Origin of the sequence: Segniliparus sp., from assembly GCF_051660745.1 — a bacterium.
In the GTDB taxonomy this organism is placed as follows: Bacteria; Actinomycetota; Actinomycetes; order Mycobacteriales; family Mycobacteriaceae; genus Segniliparus.
Map to the genome: position 1 here is coordinate 95,182 of NZ_JBOFQF010000031.1, position 21,918 is coordinate 117,099.

Here is a 21,918-nt window from a genome sequence, read left to right on the forward strand (position 1 = left end):
TGCAGATTACCCCGAGCCGTTCGCCGGATCGCTCGGTGTCATTCCGACAGGAGCGCGTCGAAGGCCTGTTGCAGGGCTCCGATGATCGGCGCGGTGTCCGCCTCGCCGCTGACGAACTGGAACAGGTCGAGGCTCAACCTGTCGTCGAAGGTCGACACCAGGTAGGAATGGTTCCGCGAAGCGCCGATGGCCTGCTGCGCCTTGGCGTCGAACTGCTCCGGGCTTGGGCTCGAGTGGATGACGCCGTGCACGTCCTCGATGACCATGCCGTCGGGGACGGGCAGATCGGGCAGGACGCCGACGTTGGTGATGAACACCGTGTCGGGCATCGGCTGCGACACGACGGCGGAGAGCTCGCGCATGATGTTCGTCAGCCCGGACATCTGCAGGAGGCTCTGCGGCATGATGCCCCGCTCCAGGTCCACGGCGATCTGGTCGCGGACCTGCTTGGCCCAGGCGACAGGGTCGTCCCCGCGCTGGGCCAGCACCAGCGTCGTCGAGTTCCCGGAGAAATTGGTCACCGACATCGGGTCCTCGACCGACGGGCTCACCCGGGTCCGCACGTCCACGGCCGAGCGCAGCTGCAGGATCAAGAAATCGGGGGAGCCGGGCGCGAGCAGCTCGGCGAGCACGGCGGCGGCGGACACGAGCCCGTGCACGCTCACCTGGCTGCGCTTGCTGAGCGCGATGAGCGCGGCGGTCTGCCCCCGGCTCAGGCGCAACCGGTCGTGGGCCACGGCGAACTGCGCGCGCTCGGCGGCCTCCTCGGCGGCCTCCGGAGCCTCGCATGGCGAGGCGGACGACATCGCCTGGGTGAAGAACTCGGCGGCCTCCTCGCCGTAGCTCTGGCGGAGGAACTCGTCGAAGGCCAATTTCTTGACCCCGCGCTCGGACAGCACCTCCTCCGGCGGCAGGGGCAGCGGACGGGGCGGCCCCGCCTCGGCGCTCCCGGTGGTCACCAGGCTCGTGTAGAGCGCGAAGAACTCGGCCAAGTAAGTGATCATCACCCGGCCGTCCGCGAGCGAGTGGTGGCAGGAGAACACGAGCCGGAACCGGTCGCCCCGCCTGGCCACCCGCACCGCGAGCGCCTCCCCGCCGACCAGAAGCAGGTCGGACTCTTGGAGCGGGCGGTCCAGATCGCCGTCGTCGATCGTGCAGACCGGCGCGTCGGCGCGGTCCAGCAGCAGCGTGTGCCCCTTCCCGTCGGCGGCGCGCACGACGCGGCCGCCCACCACCGGGTACTTGGCCCGCAGCAGCGCGAGCGCCGCGCGGAGGGCCCCTTCGTCGAGCCGCCCACGGCCTTGGATGACCGCGTTGATCGTCGCGGACATGCCCGCCATGAACGATTCCATCCCGGAAAGCTCCCGGGCTGTCGGCGCCTCGATCCGCACACTGGTCACGGGCGGAGTATACCGCGTCGGACCAGCGCCGACAGGTGGAAATCACCCGAAACGGAGCCCCTCGCCCGAGGGTTCACCAGGACTTTCCGTCCAGCATTCCCAAGCGGGGGGAGGATTTCACCTCTCCTTTCCTTTCGGCCGCCGTCCCGGCCCGCCCGCCGCATGGCCGGGAAAGATTAAAATGCCGCTATGACAACCGCCTCCGACGACCTGGACGTGCTCATCATCGGGGCGGGCATCTCCGGCATCAGCGCCGCGTGGCACGTCCAGCGCCGCTGCCCCGGCAAGCGGTTCGCCGTCCTGGAGGCCCGCGACAGCCTCGGCGGCACCTGGGACTTCTTCAAATACCCAGGCCTTCGCTCGGACTCGGACATGCACACGCTCGGCTTCCGGTTCCGGCCGTGGACCGAGGAGAAGGCGATCGCCGAGGCCCCGGCGATCATGGCCTACCTCCGCGACACGGCGCGCGAGAGCGGGATCGACCGGCACATCCGCTACGGCAGCCGCGTCACGGGCGCCGCGTGGTCGAGCGAGGACCAGCGCTGGACCGTCCAGGTGGAGACCGGCTCCGGCAAACACGAGCTGACCTCCCGGCTCCTCTTTTTCTGCGGCGGGTACTACCGCTACGACGCCGGATACACCCCCGACTTCCCCGGCATGTCGGATTTCGCCGGGACGATCGCGCATCCGAACCAATGGCCGGAGGACCTCGACTGGGCGGGCAAACGCGTCGTGGTCGTCGGCAGCGGCGCGACGGCGGTGACGCTCGTGCCCGTCCTCGCCAGAACTGCCGCGCACGTCGTCATGCTGCAGCGCTCGCCGAGCTACATCCTCCCCGCCCCGAGCAGGGACAAGCTCGCCATCGCGCTGGCCAAGCGCCTCCCGCCGAAAACAGTCCACGCGGTCATCCGCTGGCGCAACATCCTGCGGGGCGCCTATTTCTACCGGCTCACCCGCAAAGACCCCGCCAAAGCCCGCGCGATGCTGCGCTCGTTCACCGTGCGCGCGCTGCCCGAGGGCTATCCGGTCGACACGCATTTCAACCCCCGCTACAACCCGTGGGACCAACGGCTGTGCCTCGCCCCCGGCGGGGACATCTACCGCGCGATCTCGGACGGGCGCGCCTCGGTGGCCACCGGCCAGATCGAGGCCTTCACGCCAACGGGCCTGCGCCTGCGCGGCTCGGACGGGAACGGCTCCGAGGAGATCGAGGCCGACATCGTCGTCACCGCGACCGGGTTCAACATGGGGTCGATGACGGATCTGCCCCTCGTCGTGGACGGCGAGCGGGTGGACCTGGCGAAGCAGTTCGCCTACAAGACGCTCATGCTCACGTCCGTCCCGAATTTCGTCTTCACCGTCGGCTACACGAACGCGTCGTGGACCCTCAAGGCCGACCTCGTCTCCGAATACGCCTGCAGGCTCCTGGCCTATCTCGACAAACGCGGCCTCGGCTCGGCCACCCCGGTCCTGGAAGCCCCGATCGCCGAGCCCAGGCCCTTGTTCGGCGACTTCCAGCCCGGCTACGCCAAACGCGCCTCGGACACGCTGCCGAAACAGGGGCCGAAGGCTCCGTGGCGGCAGCGGATGAGCTACGTGCGCGATGTGGTCGAGATCCGGCACGGGCGGATCCCGACCACATCGCTGCGGTTCAGCGCGGCGCGCCCTACCCGCTGACGAGCGGCGCGAGCGCCTTCCCGGCCAGCTCGACGACCCCTGGCGCGCTGCCGTGCGCGGCCAAGTTGATGGTCACGCCGTCCACGCCGTGCGCCAGCACCCGGCTCTGGATCTGCTCCGCGACCTTCTCCGGTCCGCCCACCACGACCATGTCCGCGAAGCGGCTCAGCTGCTCCTGGTCGGCGCCGCTCGCCGATCCCGCGCTCATCGCGGCGAGCAGGCCCTGCGCGGTCTGTTGCGCCTGCGCGTCGTCCTCGCCGATCACGACGGTGACGTATGCGCTGGTCTCCAGCGTCGACCGGTCGCGGCCCGCCTCGTCGCAGCGCCGCTGGAGCGCTTCGAGCTTCTGCGGGATCTGCGAGAGCCCGCAGATCAGGTTCAAATGGTCGGCGTGCTTGGCAGCGAGGGCGAAGGTCTTCTTCTCGCCGGTGCCGCCGAGCATGACCGGCACGCTCGCGCGCAACCGGGGCTCGTTGATCGCGTCCTTGACGCGGTACCACTTCCCGTCGAACGTCGGGCGCTCGCCCTTGAGCATCGGCCCGATGATCTGCAAGGCCTCCTCCAGCCGCTCGAAGCGGTCGGTGAACGTGCCGAACTCGAAGCCGTAGCTGTCATGCTCCAGCTCGAACCAGCCCGCGCCGATCCCGAGGATCGCGCGCCCGCCCGACACCACGTCGAGCGTGGTGGCGATTTTCGCGGTGAGCGCCGGGTTGCGATAGGTGGGGGTACCTCCCGCGGCTATGTTGGCGAGCTTGCGAGCTGCAGCCGCGGGGGAGTGCCGGTGACGAGGGCTCCGAGCTGGATCGTCTGGGTGCTCGCGGCGAGCGCCGCGAGCACCGTGTACGACTCCAGCATCGGCAGGTCCGGCTCGCCGAAGCCCGGCAGCTGGTAGAAGTGGTCCATCACGAAGAGCGTGTCGAAGCCCGCGGCCTCCGCCTCTTTCGCTTGGGCGACGACGGCGGGGAAGATGTCCCGCACCTCGCCCCCGTAGGAGTAGCTGGGGATCTGCAAGCCGAGTTTGATGCTCATAGTTTTCTCCTTCGTTGTCGAGGCCGGGATCAGGAAGCTTTTGCTCCGGGAGCGGCAGACGGGTAGACCACCCCGGTGAGCTGCTCGGAGACGTCCCACAGCCGGACGGCGGCAGCCTGGTCCTTGGCCCGCTTGGGCAATCTCGCGAGCGACGGGGCTCCGGTGGCCTCCAGGAAGCCGTTCGGGCCGTAGTACGCGCCGCCCTGCGCGTCGGGGCTCGTCGCGCCGTAGAGCGCGGGCAGGATCCCCTGCGGGATCTCTTGCCACAACCACGACACGTTGTAGGTGTACGGGAGCAGGCGGCCGGAGAGGCTCGTGTTCCCGCCGTGGGTCGGGCCGGTGGTCTGCAGGTTCGTTTTGGTGGCGCCGGGATGCGCGGCGTTGCTCGCGATCCCCCAGCCCCCCGCCCTGCTGCGCCGGTCGAGCTCGCGGGCGAAGACGAGGTTCGCGAGTTTCGAGGCCCCGTACGAGGCCCACAGCGGATAGCGCTTCTCCCATTGCAGGTCGTCGAAGTTCAAGCTGCCGAAATGGCTGGCCCCGCTGGACAGGTTCGTCACCCGCGCGCCCCCTGCGGCGCGCAAGAGCGGCAACAGGTGGCCGGTGAGCGCGAAGTGCCCGAGGTAGTTGCTGCCGAACTGCAGCTCGAAGCCGTCTTCGGTGGTCTCGCGCTTGGGCGGGGTCATGATCCCGGCGTTGTTGATCAGGATGTCGATCGGGCGGGACTCGGCGCCCAGCTGCTCGCCGAGCTCGGCGACGCTCTTGAGGCTCGCGAGGTCGAGGCGGCGCAGGCCGAGCTGCGCCTTGGGGTTCTCGGCCTTGATCTTGGCCATCGCCTCCTCGCCCTTCTGCTGGTTGCGGACGGCGAGGAGGACCTCCGCGCCAGCCCCGGCGAGGCGTTTCGTGAGGCCGAAGCCGAGGCCGGAGTTCGCGCCGGTGACGACGGCGAGCTTGCCGGCGAGGTCGGGGACGGTCAGGTTGAGGGATTCGCGGGACATGGACTTCTCCTGTCTAATTCGGATTCGGCCATCGAGTATCAGACCGATGGTCCGATAATAAGAGACCGATGGGATGTTGTCAAGAGACCGCCGGACTGTTAAACTTGGGCAATGATGTCCCAAGACTGCGGCTTCCATCGCGCCCGCAGCCCCGAGCAGGTGGAACAGCGCCGCAGAGCCATCCTCGACACGGCTTCGGAGATGCTGAGAGAGGCCCCGATCGCCGCGATCAGCCTTCGCGAGCTCTCCGCCAGGGTCGGGCTCGCGAAATCCAACGTGCTGCGCTACTTCGACAGCAGGGAGGCGATCTTCCTCGAGATCCTCGACCGCGAGCAGCGCGATTGGCTGGACGAGCTGGAGCGAACGCTCGGCGCCCTCGAACCGGGGACGGAACCGTTCGCGGTGGAGCGCGCCATCGCCGACGCCGTCACGGCCTCGGTCGTGCGGCGCCCGCTCTTGTGCGAGCTCGTCGCCGCGATGGGCGGCGTGCTGGAGCGCAACATCTCCGTGGAGTTCGCCCGCGATTTCAAACGTCGCGCGAACGGGAACATAGCCAGGCTCTCCGTGCTCGTCCAGGGCGCCGTCCCCGGCCTCGGCCCCGCGTCCGCCGCGATGGCCGCCGCCGCCATCGTCATCCTCATCACCGGGCTGTGGCCGTACGCCCACCCCACCGACGAGGTTTGCGCCGTCATGAAGGAGATGGGCTCGCCGACCGCCGATTTCATGTTCCGCGAGGGGATGCGCGACGGCCTGGTCACCCAATTCGTCGGACTGCGGGCGAGGGAAGCGGCAGGGGCTCCGCCCGGCAGGCTGTTCGCTCCGGCCGCCGCAAGCGAATAGGCCGAACGGGCCCGCGAACACACGGAGTAACGTTCCCCCTATGGCCTCCTCCGTGCGCGCTTCGCTCGACCAAGGGGTCGGGCATCTCGTCCTCGACCGCCCCCAAGCCCTCAACGCACTCGACCTCGCCATGATCCGCGAGCTCGCCGAACCGCTGGCCGCGTGGGCCGAGGACAGCTCGGTGCGCCGAGTGGTGGTCACGAGCGACTCCCCGAAAGCGTTCTGCGCGGGCGGCGACATCCGGGCGATCCGCGACTACGCCCTCAAGGACGAGACCGGGCCGATCCGGCAGTACTTCGCCGAGGAGTACGCGCTCAACCGGCTCATCGCCGAGTACCCCAAGGAATACGTCGCCGTGATCGACGGCTACGCCCTCGGCGGCGGGCTCGGGATCAGCGTCCACGGAGCGGAACGGATCGTCAGCGAGCACGCCGTCGCCGCGATGCCCGAAACCGCGATCGGGTTCTTCCCCGACATCGGAGCCTCTTATTTCCTCCCCCGGCTGCAGGGCGAGCTCGGGACCTACCTCGGGCTCACCGGCGCCCGCCTTTCGGGCGCCGACGTGGTCGCCGCAGGCCTCGCCACGCGGTTCGTCCCGCGCGAGCGGCTCGCCGACGCGACGAGCGCCCTGATCTCCGGGGTCGACTCGGACAGCGTGTGGGGCGCCTACGCCGAGGACGTCCCCGCCCTCGCCCTGCCGCTGGACCGGATCGACGCGGTCTTCGCGGGCCACGACGCGACAGCCATCCTCGACCGGGTCGAGAACTTGCTCGGCGATTCAGCCGGATGGGATGCAAGGCAGCAGGCGACGACGCGTACGGAAACAGCGAGGAACGAGCCTGGTACGCGAGGAGCCGATAACGCCGCAGACCGCCAGCTGAGCGCCGAGGACCGCGAATGGGCCGAGGCGACGCGATCGGCGCTGGCCGCCGCCTCGCCCACCTCGCTCGTCGTCACGCTCCGACTCGTCCGACTGGGCACCTCCGACGATCTCGCGGGCTGCTTGGCACGCGAACTGGACCTGGCCACGACGGTGACCAAGACCGAAGACTTCGCCGAAGGGGTGCGCGCCGCGCTCGTGGACAAGGACCGCTCCCCCGCGTGGCGGCCCAAGGCCGCCGTTGATGTCGCGGCGGACACGGTCGAGGAACTTTTCCGCTCCCACGCCATGTGAACACGAGGCGACTTCCGGAAAAACCCGCCACGCCATGTCACACTTGGTTGCTCTGTGAAGAGTCTAAGAGTACTCTAAGGTCACTTTCCACAACCGGAGGAGCATAGTTTGAGCAGGTTCACCAACGAATTGTTCGCGAACGCCGCAGCCTCGCCGCGAGGCCTGGCGACCGGCGATCCGCACGCCCCGCTCTTCCAGACCTGGGGCGAGGTCCACGCCATCGCCCGGCAGATCGCGGGCGGCCTCGCCGAAGTCGGCGTCGAGCCCGGACATTCGGTCGGCGTCCTCGCAGGCATGCCCGTGGACATCGCCCCGCTGGTGCAGGGCGTGTGGATCCGAGGCGGCTCCATCACCATGCTCCACCAGCCCACCCCCCGGACCGACCTCGTGCAGTGGGCCGAGGACACCCTTCGGGTGGTCCGGATGATCAACGCCGACGTGGTCGTGGTCGGCGACCCCTTCGAGCCCGCCGTCGACGTGCTGCGCCAGCACGGCATCCGCGTCGCGCTCATCAGCGAGCTGCGCAAAGGCCCGAGCATCAGCCCCGTCCCGATGGGCGAGCAAGACGTCGCGCTCCAGCAGCTGACCTCCGGGTCCACCGGCATCCCCAAAGCTGTCGTGATCACCCACGAGAACCTGTACTACTGCGCGCACGCCCAGCACGACGGCCTGAGCTTCAATGTGGAGACCGACGTGACCGTCTCCTGGCTGCCGCTCTTCCACGACATGGGCATGATCGGCTACCTCGCCACCCCGATGATCCTCGGCGGCCAGTCCGTGCACGTCACACCGATGGACTTCCTGCGCGCGCCGCTCCTGTGGGCCGAGCTCATCAGCAAATACAAGGGCACGGTCACCGCGGCCCCGAACTTCGCCTACTCCCTGCTCGCCCGCCGCTTGAACCAGGCTCCGGACGGCGTCGTCGACCTCTCCTCCATGAAGTACATGATGAACGGCGCCGAGCCGGTCTCGCCGGACACCATGGAGGCGATCGTCGAGGCAGGCGCCCGGTTCGGCCTGAGCCCCGAGGCCATCGCGCCGTGCTACGGCATGGCCGAGACCACGCTCGCCGTCTCCCTCCCCGTGCGCGGCACCGGCCTGCGCGAGGAAGTGGTCGACGCCGACCTCCTCGAACTCATGGGCCGCGCGGTGCCCACCGCCAAGGGCCACGTGCGCAGGCTCGCCACGCTCGGCAAAATCGTCGACCCGCTCGAGGCCAAGGTGGTCGACAACGAGGGAAGGGCCATCGAGTCCCGCCAGGTCGGCGTGATCCATCTGCGCGGAAAAGTGGTCTCGCCCGGCTACATCACCGTTGACGGCCCTGTGCCGATGACCGACGCCGAGGGCTGGCTCGACACCGGCGACATCGGCTACCTGACCGAGGACGGCCAAGTCGTCGTGTGCGGCCGGGTCAAAGACGTGATCATCATGGGCGGGCGGAACATCTACCCGACCGACATCGAGCGGGCCGCCTGCGGCGTGGACGGAGTCCGCGCGGGCAACGCCGCCGCCGTGCGGCTCGACGCGGGCGAGCTGCGCGAGTCCTTCGCCGTCGTGGTGGAGAGCAAACTCCACGAGGACGAGGACGAGGCGGAGCGCATCAGGCACGACATCGTGCACGCCGTGTTCTCCGAAGTCGGCGTCCGCCCCCGCAAGGTGGTCGTGCTCGGCCCCGGCAGCTTGCCGAAGACCTCTTCCGGCAAGCTCAAGCGCGCAGGCTCGGCCGCCCTGCTCGCGTCCGTCTGACGCGCCCGGCCCGTCCCGCCGCGCCGGACTCCGGCCACGCAGGGAAATAAATGCAAGGCCACTCGTCCCGAAGGGCATGATCCGCGTCACCGGCATATTTGCCCGCGCGCTCGACAAACACGGCTGACAGGCGCGTATGGCGCCATGAGCACGGCCGACGCCTGTGCTGTGGAATTGACATAAAGAGCAAATACGACGCGCCCAATGAAAGTTGCTTGGTATCATGCAACAGCTGGCCTGAGAAACACATACACTTTTCCTGTCAGCGACCTGAGAGCGAGTCAGAACGGAGTGCCCGGATGTGCCCCAAAGAGACAGCTCCCCGGCGGGCCGAACGCATGAGCAAGCAAAAGGGGGCATGAGGCCTTGAAAATCCTCAGAACGATCTGGTTGCCGCTCATCGTCGTGGTCGTGGTCGCAGGCGCGTCGTTCGCGGTCTACCGGCTCCACGGAGTCTTCGGCGCCGAGAGCGTCGCGGTCGCCGAGATCAAAGACAACACCGATCCCGTCATCCCCAAGGACGTGATCTACGAGATCTCCGGCCCGGCCGGGACCCAAGGAGAGGTCAACTACCTCGACGAGCGGGCGCAGCCCCACCGTCAGCAGTTCACGACCCTGCCTTGGTCCTTCACTATCTCCACCAAGCTCAACTCCATCTTCGCGCAAGTCGTGGCGCAGGGGGACAGCGACAACCTCAGCTGCCAGATCACCGTCAACGGCATAGTGCGGGATCGGCAGACCTCGTACGACCACAACGCCCAAATCTCCTGCTTGGTGAAATCTGCATGACCGCACCCCACGCCCCCGTCAAACATTCGCGCATCGCGCGGCTCATCCTGCACTCGTCGCTGCTGGTGGTCCTGCTGTGGCTCGCGGGCATCGTCCTCTTGAACATCTTCGTGCCCCAGCTCGAAGCGGTCGGCAAGGAGAACTCCGTCTCGCTGGCCTCCAAAGAGGCTCCGTCGTACAAGTCGATCCTGAGACAGGGCAAGCTGTTCCAGCAGTTCGACTCGGACAGCATGGTCATGATCCTCCTGGAGAGCGACCAGCCGCTCGGCGACCCGGCGCGCGAGTACTACACCAAGCTCGTCCAGCGCCTGCAGAAGGACACCAAGCACGTTTCGCACGTCCAAGACTTCTGGGGCGCCCGCAACACGGCGGGCGGCGTGCAGAGCGTCGACGGCAAGGCCGCCTACGTGCAGCTGAACCTCATCGGCGACCAAGGCACCAACGAGGGCAAAGAGTCCGTCCAGTCGGTGAGCGACATCGCCAACAACCAGGTCGACTGCAAGCCCGGCGGCGTCGACTGCAAGCCCGGCCCCAAAGAGAACGACCCCCCCAAGGGGCTGAAGGTCTACGTCACCGGCCAGGCCGCGCTCACGATGGACATGAACGACGCGGGCGACAAGAGCATGATCAAGATGACGCTGATCACGCTCGGGGTCATCGTCGTCATGCTGCTCGTCATCTACCGCTCCATCTTCACGACGCTGCTCGTCTTCTTGACCGTCATCCTCGAGCTCAGCGCCGCCAGGGGCGTGGTCGCCTTCCTCGGCCACACCCACATCATCGGTCTGTCCACGTTCGCGACGAACTTGCTCGTCGCCTTGGCCATCGCGGCGGGCACGGACTACGCGATCTTCCTCATCGGCCGCTACCACGAGGCGAGGGCGGCGGGCGAGGACCGGATCACGGCGTACTACACGACCTACCACAGCGTCTCGCACGTCATCTTGGGCTCCGGCCTCACCATCGCGGGCGCGACGTACTGCTTGACCTTCACGAACCTCCCCTACTTCAAATCGCTCGCCGTCCCGTGCGCCATCGGCATGCTCGTCGTGGTCGCGGCGGCGATGACACTGAGCCCCGCCGTGCTCCTCTTGGCCACCAAGGTCGGGATGATGGAGTCCAAGCGCAAGTCCAGCGGCCGGGGCTGGCGCAAGACCGGCACCGCCATCGTCCGCTGGCCCGCCCCGATCCTCGTGATGGTCTCGCTCATCGCCCTCGTCGGCCTCGGCGTCCTGCCGACCTACGCGGTGAACTACAACGACCGGGACTACATCCCCGCGAGCCTCCCCTCGAAGATCGGCTTCCTCGCGTCGGACAAGCACTTCTCGAAAGCGCGGATGAACCCCGACATCTTGCTGATCGACTCGCCGGTGGACCTGCGCAACCCGGCGAACATGCTCGTGCTCGACCGGATCGCGAAGAACGTGATCCGCATCGACAGCATCGGCAAGGTGCAGAGCATCACCAGGCCGCTCGGCGCGCCCATCGACCACAGCTCCATCCCCTTCCAGGTCAGCATGAGCTCGACGCCGATGCTTGAGAACATGAACTACCTCAAGGCGCGGATGAAGGACATGAAGAAGATGTCCGACGACCTCGGCGTCATGATCTCGACCATGCAGCGGATGTACGACATCATGAGCCAACTGGTCGGCGTCACGCACAGCCTGACAGGCACCACTGCGGAGATGAAGGGCATCACCGAGCAGATGCGCGACCAGATGAGCTACTTCGACGACTACATGCGACCGTTCCGCAACTACTTCTACTGGGAGACGTACTGCTACGAGCTCCCGTGGTGCTGGGCGGGACGCTCGATCTTCGACGCGCTCGACAACATCGACAAGCTCACCGACAGCATCGGCTTCATGTACGGCGACATCCAGAAGATGGACCAGCTCATGCCGCAGATGCTCGCCCAGATCCCGCCGATGATCTCGATCTCCAAGGACATGCGGAACATCACGCTGACCATGTACAGCACCTTCAACGGGATGATCGACCAGATGGAGCGCATGACGGACACGAGCTACGTCATGGGGCAAGCCTTCGACCTCGCGAAGAACGACGACTTCTTCTACCTGCCGCCGGAGGCGTTCGACAACGACGACTTCAAGGTGGGCCTGCGGCTCATGCTGTCCCCGGACGGCAAGGCCGCGCAGATGATCGTCACCCACCAGGGCGACCCGGCGGGAGCCGAGGCGCTCGCCAGCACCGAGACCGTGCTCAAGCAGGCGAAGCAAGCCATCAAGGGCACGCCCCTCGAAGACGCCAAGCTCACGCTCGGCGGCACGGCCGCGACATACCACGACATCGGCGAACAGGTGAAATACGACCTGATGATCGCCGTGATCTCGGCGATGAGCCTGATCTTCCTCATCATGCTCATCATCACCCGGAGCGTCGTGGCCGCCTTCACCATCGTCGGCACCATCGCGATCTCGCTGGGCTCTTCGTTCGGCCTCTCCGTGCTCATCTGGCAGCACTTGCTGCACCTGCAGCTGCACTGGTTCGTGATGCCCTTCACCGTCATCATCCTGCTGGCGGTGGGGTCGGACTACAACCTGCTCTTGGTGTCCCGAATGAAGGAAGAGCTCCACGGCGGGCTCAAGACCGGCATGATCCGGGCGATCGGCGGCTCCGGCGGCGTGCTCACCTCGGCGGGCCTCGTGTTCGCGTTCACCATGGGCTCGATGATCACAAGCGACCTCGTCGCCATCGGCCAATGCGGCACATCGATCTGCCTCGGCCTCCTGTTCGACACACTGATCGTGCGAGGCTTCATGACCCCGTCGATCGCGGCCCTCCTCGGACGTTGGTTCTGGTGGCCGCTGCGAGTGCGGGCCCGTGGCGAGGACAACGTGCTGCCCAAGCAGCAGGCCGCAGTAGCGGGCTAAGCCGCCTTCGCGATATCTGCCACCAACTCCAGCACCGCGTCGATCTCTGACGCGATGTTGAAATAGTGCGGCGAGAGGCGGACCACGTCCATGAGGCCCTTCGCGGCCATGTCGTGCTGGGCGGAGGTGCGGCGGGAGTAGTGGCAGGACACTGTGTGCTTGGCGAGCTCCCCCGCGACCGAGACCGAGTCCGCGCCGTCGAGGGAGAACGTCACAATGCCGCACAAGTCGTCCCCGAGGTCCCACACGCGCGCGCCGGGCACCTGCGCCAGCCCTTCGCGCAGCAGCCGCGCGCTCGCCCGCACTGCGGCGCTCGCCTCGTCGACCCCGATGTCCAAGAGGTAGTCCACGGCGGCTCCGAGCCCGAGGAATCCGGCGATGTTGCCTTCCCACTGCTCGAACCGGGTCGCGTCCTTCGCGACTTCGTACTCGTCGGGGCCGGTCCACGCCGTGGTGAACGTGCCGAGCACGCGTGGCTCAAGGCCCGCCGTCGTCTTCGGATTGACATAGAGGAAGCCGGTGCCGCGCGGGCCGCGAAGCCATTTGCGCCCGGTGAAAGAAGCCGCGTCGACACCCGATTCGGCCACGTCCACCGGCAATTGCCCGGCCGATTGGCATGCGTCGTGCAACACCAGCGCCCCATGGGCGTGGGCGAGCTCCACCACCTCGCGCACCGGGTTGACAAGCCCGCTGTTCGTCGGGACCTCCACGAGCGAGACGAGGCGCACCCGTTCGTCCAGCATCGCCGCAAGCGCTCCGAGGTCGATCCTGCCGTGCTGGTCGGACGGGACGACCTCGACGCTCACGCCGAGCGTCTTGTGCGCTTTGAGCGCGTTGATCGCGTTGCTCGGGTAGTCCGCGCGACAAGTGAGGATGCGGTCCCCCCGCTCGAACGGCACTGCGGAGAAGAACTCGTTCCACGCCCTGCCCGCCGAGTCGAGCAGCGCGACGTCCTCGGGCGCGGCCCCGATCAATCTCGCGATCGACTGTTTCACGCCCGCGAGGCGCTCCCCCGCAACCTCGGCTGCGCGATACCCGCCGACCTGCGCCTCGAGCCGCAGATGCCCGATCACCGCGTCGAGCACGGGCAGCGGCGGCAGGGACGAGCCCGCGCTGTCGAAAAACAGCGTGCCCATCACGCCCGGCGTGTCCGAAAGGATCCGATCGATGTCGAGCATTCCGGCAGTCTAGCCGCGCCCGGGCCCGCAATACTGTCAGACCCTTGTCGCACCATGGACGCCAGGCAACACGATCAGGAGGCAACGATGAAGTACTGGCTCGGAGTCGTCTCGCACGAGCACGTGCGTCGAGGCGTGGAACTCGGGATAGCGCAGGCGAACCACGGCAAGCGGCACCTGCTGGCCAGGATGCGCCCCGGGGACTGGCTCGTCTACTACTCGGCGCGGGAGCGCATCCGCGACGGCGCGCAGGTCCATGCGTTCACCGCGATAGGGCGGATCTGCGACGACGAGCTCTGGGAGGCCGCGGAGCCGATCAACAACGGGGGCTGTTTCCGCCCCTGGCGCCGCCGCGCGGAATACATCCGTATGGCTTCGACGGCTCCGCTCGCCGGGCTGCGCGACCGGCTCGACCTCACCGCCGACCAGCATTGGGGGATGCGCCTGCGGCGCGGCCTGATCGAGCTCGGCGAGCACGATTTCCAACTGATCCACGACGCGATGGTCGCATGTCCGGCCGGGCAGGGATCGACCGGGCAGGGCTCGACCGGGCGGCTCAGCAAAGCCGGGTGATCAGTCCCGGGCCGCGAGCGCGTCCTCCGCGTCCGCGTCGTGCGCGACGGGCTCCCACCTGCCGACCAAAAGCGCGACGGCCCCGATGACAGGAGCCGCGGCGATGACCCAGAAGACCCTGGTCGACAACGCCGACGCGAGCACCGGGAACAGGAACAGCGTCACCGTCGTGGCGGCGCTGTCGACGCCCCGGCTGAATCCCACGCCGGTCCCCCGGATACGGGTCGGATAGCTGAGCGCGGCGAACGTCATGAGATTGGCGCCGGGCCCGCTCGCCTGGGCGAACAGGTACAACCCGAGCATGCCCAACGCGAGCGCGATCGCGACCGGCCCCTTGGGCACGCCGAGCGAGGCCAGCACGACGAATGCGACGAGCTGGAGGCCGAATCCGATCAGCGTCATCCGCCAGGCCCCGTGGCTGCGCGACCAGCCGATGCCCAGCATCCCGCCGGTGAACGCGAACACGAGGTTGAGCGCCAGCGCCGAAACGATCGTGGTGAGCTCGCCCTGGGCGAGGAATGTCGCAATGATGACCGGCAGCCCGAAGGCGACCGAGTTGTAGCCGAAGTTCTGCGCGGTGTTGGCGACGAGGTTCTGCAGGGTCCGGCGCCGATACGGCGGACGGAACAGCTCCCGGTACCGCTGGCCCGCAGAGGCGCGCCGCGTCTCACGGCGCGCTTCGGGGGCCACGCGCGCGTCGACTCCGTAGCTGCGGCGCAGAATCGCCGCCGCGCCTTCGAGGTCGCCCTGGCCCGCCGCCCAGGCGGGGGACTCGTCGATGTAGCGCTTGCGCACCGCGATAATGGCGAGCGCGGGGACCGCGCCGAATCCGACCACGTACCGCCAAATGTGCTGGTGCTGCTCGGCGGGCAGCAGCGCGTAAATCCCCAAAATGACGACGTAGCATGCGGTGGTGGCCGCGTACCAGGCCGGGCACCACGCCGCGGTGCGGTCCGACTTGCTCCCCTTCCCTTGCAAGCGCGAGAACTCGGCGAGGAACGCCATCGCGACCGGCAGGTCCATGCCGACGCCCACCCCCATGAGGAAACGGAAGCCGATGAGCATCGCGGCGTTGACCGCGAGCGCGGCTCCGATCGCCGCCACGACGAAGAAGACCATGTCGGCCATGAAGACCCGGTATCTGCCGATCCGGTCGACCAGCGCCCCGCCGAGGAACGACCCGACGAGCGCGCCGAGCGAGATCGCGCTGACCACCAGGCCGAGCTGCGCGGGGCCGATGTGGAACTGCTCGCGCACAGCCTCCTCCCCGTATGCGAGCGAGGTCAGGTCGTACGCGTCGAGGAAGACTCCGCCCAACGCGAGCAGGACGATCACCTTCGCGTTCGCCGCCCGGCCCGCTCCCTGGTTCACGATGTCCGACACATCTGCGGCAGACCGAATCCAGACCGTGTCGGCCCGCTGGGCCTCTTGTACCGCCGTCGCCACAACACTCCTTCTTCGAAGCAAACGAGCCGCAAGCTTAACGGAAGCGCTGGTCGCGGTACAGATCCACGCTCAATCTGCGTCGAATCCCGCCCGTTCCGCCAAGCCTCGGGGGGAGGCTGTGTGACTATTAATATAATATATATCATATGTATGAAATATTGATGGCCCGGGACACACAGGCTCCCGCCTGGCCGCGGCTCCGGGCATCCGCCACGCGACTGGGGCCGAGGGGCCAGACATGAGCTGGAGCCAATACTCGGACGAGCTGCACGAAGCCGCGACACGGCGCGTGCTCGAAGAGGGCTTGACGCTCCGGGCGGCCGCGACCGCGGTCGGGGCTTCACGGAGCACGATCAGCAGATGGGTGCGGCTGTGGCGCGCGGAGCACGGATTCGCGACGGAGCAACGCCCTCCGCGCCATGGAGCCGACTGGCAGAAACACGAGGCCGTGCGGCTCGTCCTCGAAGAGGGCCTCACCTTCGCGGGGGCCGCGCGCAAGACCGGGGTCACGCCGCCGACCGTCCGCAAATGGACGCACGAAGCGCGGCCCGCGCCGAAGCGCGGGGACTCGTCGCAGCGCGCACAGGCGGAAGCGATGCGCCTCATGGCGGAAGAAGGGCTCGGGCCGAGACAAGTCGCCCGCCAGCTCGGCCTGAGCGTGTCCGTCGTGGCCGCGTGGATCCGCCACGGCAATGTCCGATAACCGCTAGTAAATCGGAACCCGCGCCGGCAGAGTGGACGTATGGACAGGACCGCGAGGAACGAGCAGGGCCCGCGGGGCTTCGACAACGCAGCCGGCCGCGGACGGGGGCCCCAGATGGGTTTCGAAGCCTGCTATCGGGCCATCTCCTCGAAGGACGCCCGGTTCGACGGACAGTTCTACACGGCGGTGGCGACCACCGGGATCTACTGCAGGCCGTCCTGCCCGGCGCGGACGCCCAAGCCGGAGAACGTCGCCTTCTACCCCACTGCCGCAGCCGCGCATCTCGCAGGCTACCGGGCGTGCAAGCGCTGCTCCCCCGACGCCGCGCCGGGCTCGCCGCAATGGAACATCCGCTCCGACGCGGCGGCCCGCGCGATGCGGCTCATCGACGACGGCGTGGTGGACCGCGACGGCGTGGAGGGCCTCGCCCGACGGCTCGGCTATTCCAGCAGGCAACTGAACCGTCTCCTCACCGCCGAGCTCGGCGCGGGGCCGTTGGCATTGGCCCGCGCCCGTCGGGCCGCGACCGCCCGCACGCTCGTCCAAACCACGTGCCTCCCCTTCGCCGACATCGCTTTCGCCGCCGGGTTCGCGAGCGTCCGGCAGTTCAACGACACCATGCGGGAGGTCTTCGCCGCCGCGCCGCGCGAACTGCGGCGCGAGAAGCTTCCGGCGCACACCGCCCCCGGCGCGGTGGTGCTCCGGCTGCCGTTCCGAGGGAGGCTCGACGTGCCATGGATGCAGTGGTTCTTCGCCGAGCACGCGATCGCCGGAGTGGAAGAGGTGCGCGACGGAGACTACCGCCGCACCATGCGCCTCCCCCACGGGCTCGGCGTCGTCTGCGTGCGGGTCGAGCCGACCGGCTCCAGCGTCCACGCCCGATTCCAACTGGCCGACGCGCGGGACCTGACCACGGCGGTGAGCCGGACCCGCAGGCTCCTCGACCTCGACGCCGACCCGGAATCCGTGGACGCCGCCCTCGCCGTGACGGCGCCCGCGCTCGCCGAGGAGATCTCCCGAAGCCCCGGACTGCGTATTCCGGGGGCGAGCGACCCCGCCGAGCTGATCCTGCGCGCCATGATCGGGCAGCAGATCTCCATAGCCGCCGCGCGGACGCACACGGGCAGGCTGGCCGAGTCGCTCGGCGACCCGTTCGACGACCCCGACCCCTCGGGCGGGCTCAGCAGGATCTTCCCGACCGCGGAGCAAGTAGCCGCAGACGGCGGGGCCTCGCTCCGAGGGCCCGCCGCGCGCACTCGGGCCATCCTCGCTGTCGCCCAGGCCCTCGCGAACGGGAAGCTCGAACCGCACACCGGGATGGAATCCGCCGAGCTTCGCAAGCAGTTGCTCGACCTGCCGGGGATCGGGCCGTGGACGGCAGATTACGTCGTGCTGCGGTATCTGCTCGACCCCGACACCCTGCTCGACACGGACCTCGTGGTCCGGCGCGGCGCGGAAGACCTCGGGATCGACCTCAAAGAAGCCCGCCGCCACTCGCCCTGGCGCTCGTACTTCGGCTTGCGCCTGTGGCAGCACGCGCTCCGCCGCCGAGGAGCGCTGGCGTGAGCGGTCACTCGGCGGCCGCCATCTCGCGCAAGTTCGACTCCACCGCCCCCACCAGCCGGTCGATCTCGGCCGGCGTGAACGCGCCGCGCGGATAGCTCGCCTCGATCGCGAGGCGGCCGCCGTAGGCGGACACCATGTACGTGGAAGCCACGCCGGACGAGGCCTCCGAGCCCTGCGCCGCCTGGAGCTGGGCAATCGCCGCAGCGTCTGTCGCGAGCACGCCGCGCACGTCCTCGACGACGAGGCCGTCCGGAGTCGGCAACGCTCCGAGCGCCCCGACATTGGTGATGTAGAGGGCAGGGGCCTGCGGCCGCCCCAGGTCCCCGAGCACGTGGTAGATCTGCTGCTGGACCAGGCCGCCCTTCAAGTCGTCCGCCAAGTCGCCGAGGATGCGCGAGCCCACTTCGAACGGGTCGCTCGCCTCGTCGACCACAGCTTTCGCATGCGCCATGGCGACAAGGTTCGTCCCTTCGACGATGCCGATCGGCGGAGCGACCCGGTCGCGGATGTCCGCCGAGCTGCGCAGGCCGATCTCGACCGGTCCCGTCGCGGGCTCGGCCACGAGCGAGCGCTCCGCTTTGACGACAGCCCCGCACACCACGCCGTGCAGCGAGACGCCCTTCGTCTTGCCCGCCCGCCGCAACGCCTCGGTGGTTGCGGCCTCTAACAGGATCCGCCGCCCCTCCTGCTCGGCGAATACCGCAGCAGGCGTCGGCCTCCCGCCCCAGACGGAGCCTTCGAGCCGTTCTGCGCCGCTGGTGGGCAGCTCGGCGACGCCGCGCTCGCGCAGCAACGCCTCGGGGGCGGCGGGGATCGGGGCGGCGGCCTGCTCGGGAGCCGATCCCGTGTCCACGATCCGGGCGTAGGCCGACCAGAATTGCGTGTTGTAGTACATGGCCGCGCGCGCGTCCGCGACTCCGTGGTGCGTCCCGAAGGACACCACATGCTCGTCCCCCGCCGAGAGGACGTTCAGCGCGACGAGCCCGCTGCCCGGGGTCAACGGCCACAGTTCGGGCTCCTCGATGGCCGCCGCGTCTGCGAAGAAGGCCGACGGAGCCCCGCCCTCCCCCTCGACGAGCAGAAAACCTTGATCGCCCACAGCGATCTGGTGCCCCAGCACCGGGTGCGCGTCCCGGACGGCCCGCAGCGCCTCGACGAGGGCGGCGCGGTCCAACCGCCCGCGCAACGTGGCGGACAGCCACACTGTGACCGAGCCCGCCGTGAAAAACGTCTCGAACGGGGAAAGCGGCCGGACTACGTTCTGCGGCGCAGCGCTCGAAGCCATCTGTCATCTCCTCCGTTCCCGCAGGCAGATCGTCTGCAGATAGTGCTTGTCCATGAAACTATTGTCAGTTTAACTGACATTTCACATACGGGCGCCGCGTGTTGCGTCACATCGCCGAGGCGCTCCGGGGGCTTCGGGTCGTCGGAATAAACCACGAAGCCTCTTCGTTGCCTGGACCGTCAACTTAATACTTGAACATTCAACTAAAAAGCTCCTGGCACAACCGTCCGGGGCGAACAGATGAGGAGCACATGATGAAGACCGTCGCAGCGGGCGCCCTGATCGCCCTTTCCGGACTCGCCGGAGCCGCCTACGCCTCGACAGCCCCCGCGAACGCGTCCATCGTCGCCCACTTCGGCGACGCGGGAAACGCGGGAAGTGCGGGGAGCAACGGAACTGGCGACCATATGGCCGGGAAACTCGACAACACCGACCAAGTCACCAATACCGGGCCCAACGAGGACACCAGAATCCTTCAGAGCGTGGAAAAAGCGGCCCTCGGCTCCTGACGCGCCGCGCTCACGCCCCGATGGACTGCTTCATGTAGTCGAGCGAGTCCCAGAAGTGGTCCTGCCAGTACGGCCAGTTGTGCGTGCCGGACGCGTCGAGGACGAACCGCGCGTTGAGCCCGGCTTGCTGGGCCTTGTCCTGGAAGCTCTTCGTCTGGGAGTACGCGATGGTCTCCAGGCCCGCCGCGCTGACCTTGTCCACCGCCGAGAGGTCGCCGTCTTTGTCGGTGGCGCCGCCCCGCGCGGCCGAAATGTACAGCGGGATACCCTTGAGGTCGTTGATGCGCACCGTCGGGTCGTTCTGCGGCCAGCGCGGGCTCCACGGCGGCCCCCACATGTTGTCGCTGTTGAAGCCCTGTTCGGAGAGCATCGCGGCCCGCACCGCCTCCCGCATGCCGGGGGCGGTGATGTTGAGGAATCCGGACAAGGCCGAGGCGAAGCCGAACCTGTCGCGGTGGTTGGCGGCGAGGATCAACGCCGAGCCGCCGCCCATGGAGAGGCCGACGACGGCGTTGCCGGTCCCCGAGAGCTTGATCGAGCTCAGATAGTTCGGCAGCGTGGTGCCGACGAACGTCTCCCACATGTAGCGGTACGGCTGGTTGTTGAGATTGCTCGGCGAGTCCCAGTCGGTGTAGAAGCTCGCGTTGCCGCCGATCGGCTCGACCACGGTGATGCCGTGCTGCGCGGCCTCGTGCACATTGGTCATATGCTCCCAGCCGGACACGTCCCAGGTGGCCCGCAAGCCGTCCAGCAGAATGACGCACTTCTTCGACCCGTTCGTCGCGCGCCATAGGCGCACCTTCACATCGGGCATCTCCGGAGTCGGCACCATGTGCTCCTCGACCGTTGCGTTCGGGTCGGATCCGGGGTGGTCGTCCGGGGGGTTCGCGGCGGCGAGGGGCGCTTGGCCCGCAAGCGCGAGACCTGCGGCGCCTGCCGCGCCCGCAGTGGCGAGGAGGCCGAACCGCCGCCTCGAAAAAGAGCGATTCTGCCCCTCTGCCATAGAGTGCACCGTGTTCGCAACGTTTTCCATGAGGATCCTTTCGGAAACGACTCTTCGAGGGTCGCACACATCGCCTCGGACGAGGGGGAGCCTCGCCGGGGCGGGTGTGGAATCCATCCTGGCCCCCAGCCTGTGGGCAAGCTGAGCCTCTTCTGCCAAGCCGCCTAGATCCAGACAGATGAGATGCAAGGCGGCAGGACGCGCGGCGCACAAGAGCGGAGGCCACGGAGCAGGTGCGTGAGCGTCCGACAACGCAGCAGATCGCTGTCTGGGCTAGGCCCCAATCGAGGCTTTGAGTTGGTCGAGCGAGAGCCAGAGGTTCTCTTCCCAGTAGGGCCAGCGGTGGGTGCCGAAGGGCTGGACGTTGTAGGTGGCGTTGACCCCGAGGTCGTCCAGGCGTTGCCGGAAGGACTCGTCATTGCTCTTGATGATGCCCTCGATGAGCTGCGCCGAGGCTTCTTCCACAAAGGGCAGGCCCTCGTCGGTCGGGCCGGGCTGGCCGTTGCCCCAAGAGAGGTACAGCGAGGTGTCGCGGAGTTTCTCGGCCTGGGTGAACGGGTCGTTCGCCTTCCAGGTGTCGTTGAACCCCGGCCCCCACATGCTGTCGCAGTTGAAGCCCTGCTCGGACCACATCGAGGCGCAGATCTGCTCGCGGGAGAGGCCTGCGGACAGATTCAGGTAGCCGGAGTAGGCGGCGGCGAACTTGTACTTGTCCGGGTAGTCCGCCGCGAGGATCAGCGCGGCGGAGCCCGCCATCGACAGGCCGGCGATCGCGTTGCCGTTCGGGTCGAGGCCCTGCGAGGCCTCCCACGCGGGCAGCGTTTGGCCGATGAAGGTCGACCACATGTACTTGTACGGCTGGCCGTTGCCCTGGCTCGGCTCCAACCAGTCGGTGTAGAAGCTCGCGTTGCCGCCGACCGGCTCGATCACGTTCACGCCGTGCTGCGCCAAGAGGTGCGCGTTGGTGTTGTGCTCCCAGCCGGAGACGTCGCTCGTGGCGCGCAGGCCGTCGAGCAGGACGACGGACTTCTTCGAGCCGTTGGACGCCTTCCACACGCGGATCTTCACATCCGGCATCGACGGGGTCGGGACGTAGTACTCCTGGACG

Annotated in this window: 17 protein-coding genes and 1 pseudogene; 10 read left to right on the plus strand and 8 right to left on the minus strand. The window is 68.1% G+C overall.

All coding sequences use genetic code 11. The features are described from left to right. Window positions 1-38 precede the first annotated feature (38 nt). Window positions 39-1,400, minus strand: a complete 1,362-nt coding sequence (locus ACRC20_RS10735) for a phthiocerol/phthiodiolone dimycocerosyl transferase family protein (protein ID WP_438686367.1) — start codon at window positions 1,398-1,400, stop codon at window positions 39-41. Between the two features lie 189 nt (window positions 1,401-1,589). On the opposite strand from ACRC20_RS10735, the gene ACRC20_RS10740 reads away from it, so the two are divergent. Further along, window positions 1,590-3,077, plus strand: coding sequence for a flavin-containing monooxygenase (locus tag ACRC20_RS10740; protein WP_438686368.1), 1,488 nt, complete (start codon window positions 1,590-1,592; stop codon window positions 3,075-3,077). Here the strand turns inward: ACRC20_RS10740 and ACRC20_RS10745 are convergent. Beyond that, window positions 3,067-4,106: pseudogene (locus ACRC20_RS10745) on the minus strand (LLM class F420-dependent oxidoreductase). The gene ACRC20_RS10740 and the pseudogene ACRC20_RS10745 overlap by 11 nt on opposite strands. A 29-nt stretch (window positions 4,107-4,135) precedes the next feature. After that, complete coding sequence (locus ACRC20_RS10750; protein ID WP_438686369.1) at window positions 4,136-5,101, minus strand: SDR family oxidoreductase; 966 nt, start codon at window positions 5,099-5,101, stop codon at window positions 4,136-4,138. Window positions 5,102-5,212: 111 nt separating this feature from the next. On the opposite strand from ACRC20_RS10750, the gene ACRC20_RS10755 reads away from it, so the two are divergent. From ACRC20_RS10755 to ACRC20_RS10775, 5 genes are all read left to right on the plus strand, one after another. Beyond that, window positions 5,213-5,941 carry a TetR/AcrR family transcriptional regulator gene (locus ACRC20_RS10755; RefSeq protein WP_438686370.1) on the plus strand — a complete coding sequence of 243 codons (729 nt, stop codon included), beginning with the start codon at window positions 5,213-5,215 and terminating at the stop codon, window positions 5,939-5,941. A gap of 40 nt (window positions 5,942-5,981) precedes the next feature. Then, on the plus strand, window positions 5,982-7,115 hold the full coding sequence (locus ACRC20_RS10760) for an enoyl-CoA hydratase/isomerase family protein (protein WP_438686371.1): 1,134 nt from the start codon (window positions 5,982-5,984) through the stop codon (window positions 7,113-7,115). A 108-nt stretch (window positions 7,116-7,223) separates the two neighbouring features. Next, window positions 7,224-8,861 (plus strand): fatty acyl-AMP ligase, encoded by a 1,638-nt coding sequence (locus ACRC20_RS10765; protein WP_438686372.1) that lies wholly within the window; start codon window positions 7,224-7,226, stop codon window positions 8,859-8,861. Window positions 8,862-9,227: 366 nt separating this feature from the next. Further along, a complete protein-coding gene (locus ACRC20_RS10770) occupies window positions 9,228-9,650 on the plus strand; it encodes an MmpS family transport accessory protein (protein WP_438686373.1) in 423 nt (140 codons plus the stop codon). Beyond that, window positions 9,647-12,547 (plus strand): RND family transporter, encoded by a 2,901-nt coding sequence (locus ACRC20_RS10775; protein WP_438686374.1) that lies wholly within the window; start codon window positions 9,647-9,649, stop codon window positions 12,545-12,547. The genes ACRC20_RS10770 and ACRC20_RS10775 overlap by 4 nt, the downstream gene beginning before the upstream one ends. On the opposite strand, the gene ACRC20_RS10780 is transcribed toward ACRC20_RS10775, so the two are convergent. Further along, on the minus strand, window positions 12,544-13,725 hold the full coding sequence (locus ACRC20_RS10780) for an aminotransferase class V-fold PLP-dependent enzyme (RefSeq protein WP_438686375.1): 1,182 nt from the start codon (window positions 13,723-13,725) through the stop codon (window positions 12,544-12,546). The genes ACRC20_RS10775 and ACRC20_RS10780 overlap by 4 nt on opposite strands. A gap of 87 nt (window positions 13,726-13,812) precedes the next feature. Here ACRC20_RS10780 and ACRC20_RS10785 point away from each other — a divergent pair, with 87 nt between their 5' ends. Continuing rightward, window positions 13,813-14,298, plus strand: coding sequence for an EVE domain-containing protein (locus tag ACRC20_RS10785; RefSeq protein ID WP_438686376.1), 486 nt, complete (start codon window positions 13,813-13,815; stop codon window positions 14,296-14,298). Here the strand turns inward: ACRC20_RS10785 and ACRC20_RS10790 are convergent, their stop codons facing one another. Then, on the minus strand, window positions 14,299-15,744 hold the full coding sequence (locus tag ACRC20_RS10790) for an MFS transporter (protein ID WP_438686377.1): 1,446 nt from the start codon (window positions 15,742-15,744) through the stop codon (window positions 14,299-14,301). A gap of 238 nt (window positions 15,745-15,982) precedes the next feature. Here ACRC20_RS10790 and ACRC20_RS10795 point away from each other — a divergent pair, with 238 nt between their 5' ends. Both ACRC20_RS10795 and ACRC20_RS10800 read left to right on the plus strand, forming a co-directional pair. Beyond that, a complete protein-coding gene (locus tag ACRC20_RS10795; RefSeq protein ID WP_438686378.1) occupies window positions 15,983-16,447 on the plus strand; it encodes a helix-turn-helix domain-containing protein in 465 nt (154 codons plus the stop codon). A 114-nt stretch (window positions 16,448-16,561) separates the two neighbouring features. Then, entirely contained in the window at window positions 16,562-18,013 is a 1,452-nt protein-coding gene (locus ACRC20_RS10800) for an AlkA N-terminal domain-containing protein (RefSeq protein ID WP_438686379.1), read from the plus strand. A gap of 4 nt (window positions 18,014-18,017) precedes the next feature. On the opposite strand, the gene ACRC20_RS10805 is transcribed toward ACRC20_RS10800, so the two are convergent. Beyond that, on the minus strand, window positions 18,018-19,298 hold the full coding sequence (locus ACRC20_RS10805; protein ID WP_438686380.1) for a phthiocerol/phthiodiolone dimycocerosyl transferase family protein: 1,281 nt from the start codon (window positions 19,296-19,298) through the stop codon (window positions 18,018-18,020). A gap of 254 nt (window positions 19,299-19,552) precedes the next feature. On the opposite strand from ACRC20_RS10805, the gene ACRC20_RS10810 reads away from it, so the two are divergent. After that, window positions 19,553-19,807 carry a hypothetical protein gene (locus ACRC20_RS10810; RefSeq protein ID WP_438686381.1) on the plus strand — a complete coding sequence of 85 codons (255 nt, stop codon included), beginning with the start codon at window positions 19,553-19,555 and terminating at the stop codon, window positions 19,805-19,807. A 10-nt stretch (window positions 19,808-19,817) separates the two neighbouring features. On the opposite strand, the gene ACRC20_RS10815 is transcribed toward ACRC20_RS10810, so the two are convergent. Further along, window positions 19,818-20,810, minus strand: a complete 993-nt coding sequence (locus ACRC20_RS10815) for an alpha/beta hydrolase (RefSeq protein WP_438686382.1) — start codon at window positions 20,808-20,810, stop codon at window positions 19,818-19,820. Window positions 20,811-21,083: 273 nt separating this feature from the next. Beyond that, window positions 21,084-21,918 (minus strand): alpha/beta hydrolase (locus ACRC20_RS10820; RefSeq protein ID WP_438686383.1); only part of this gene is annotated, 835 nt, incomplete at its 5' end.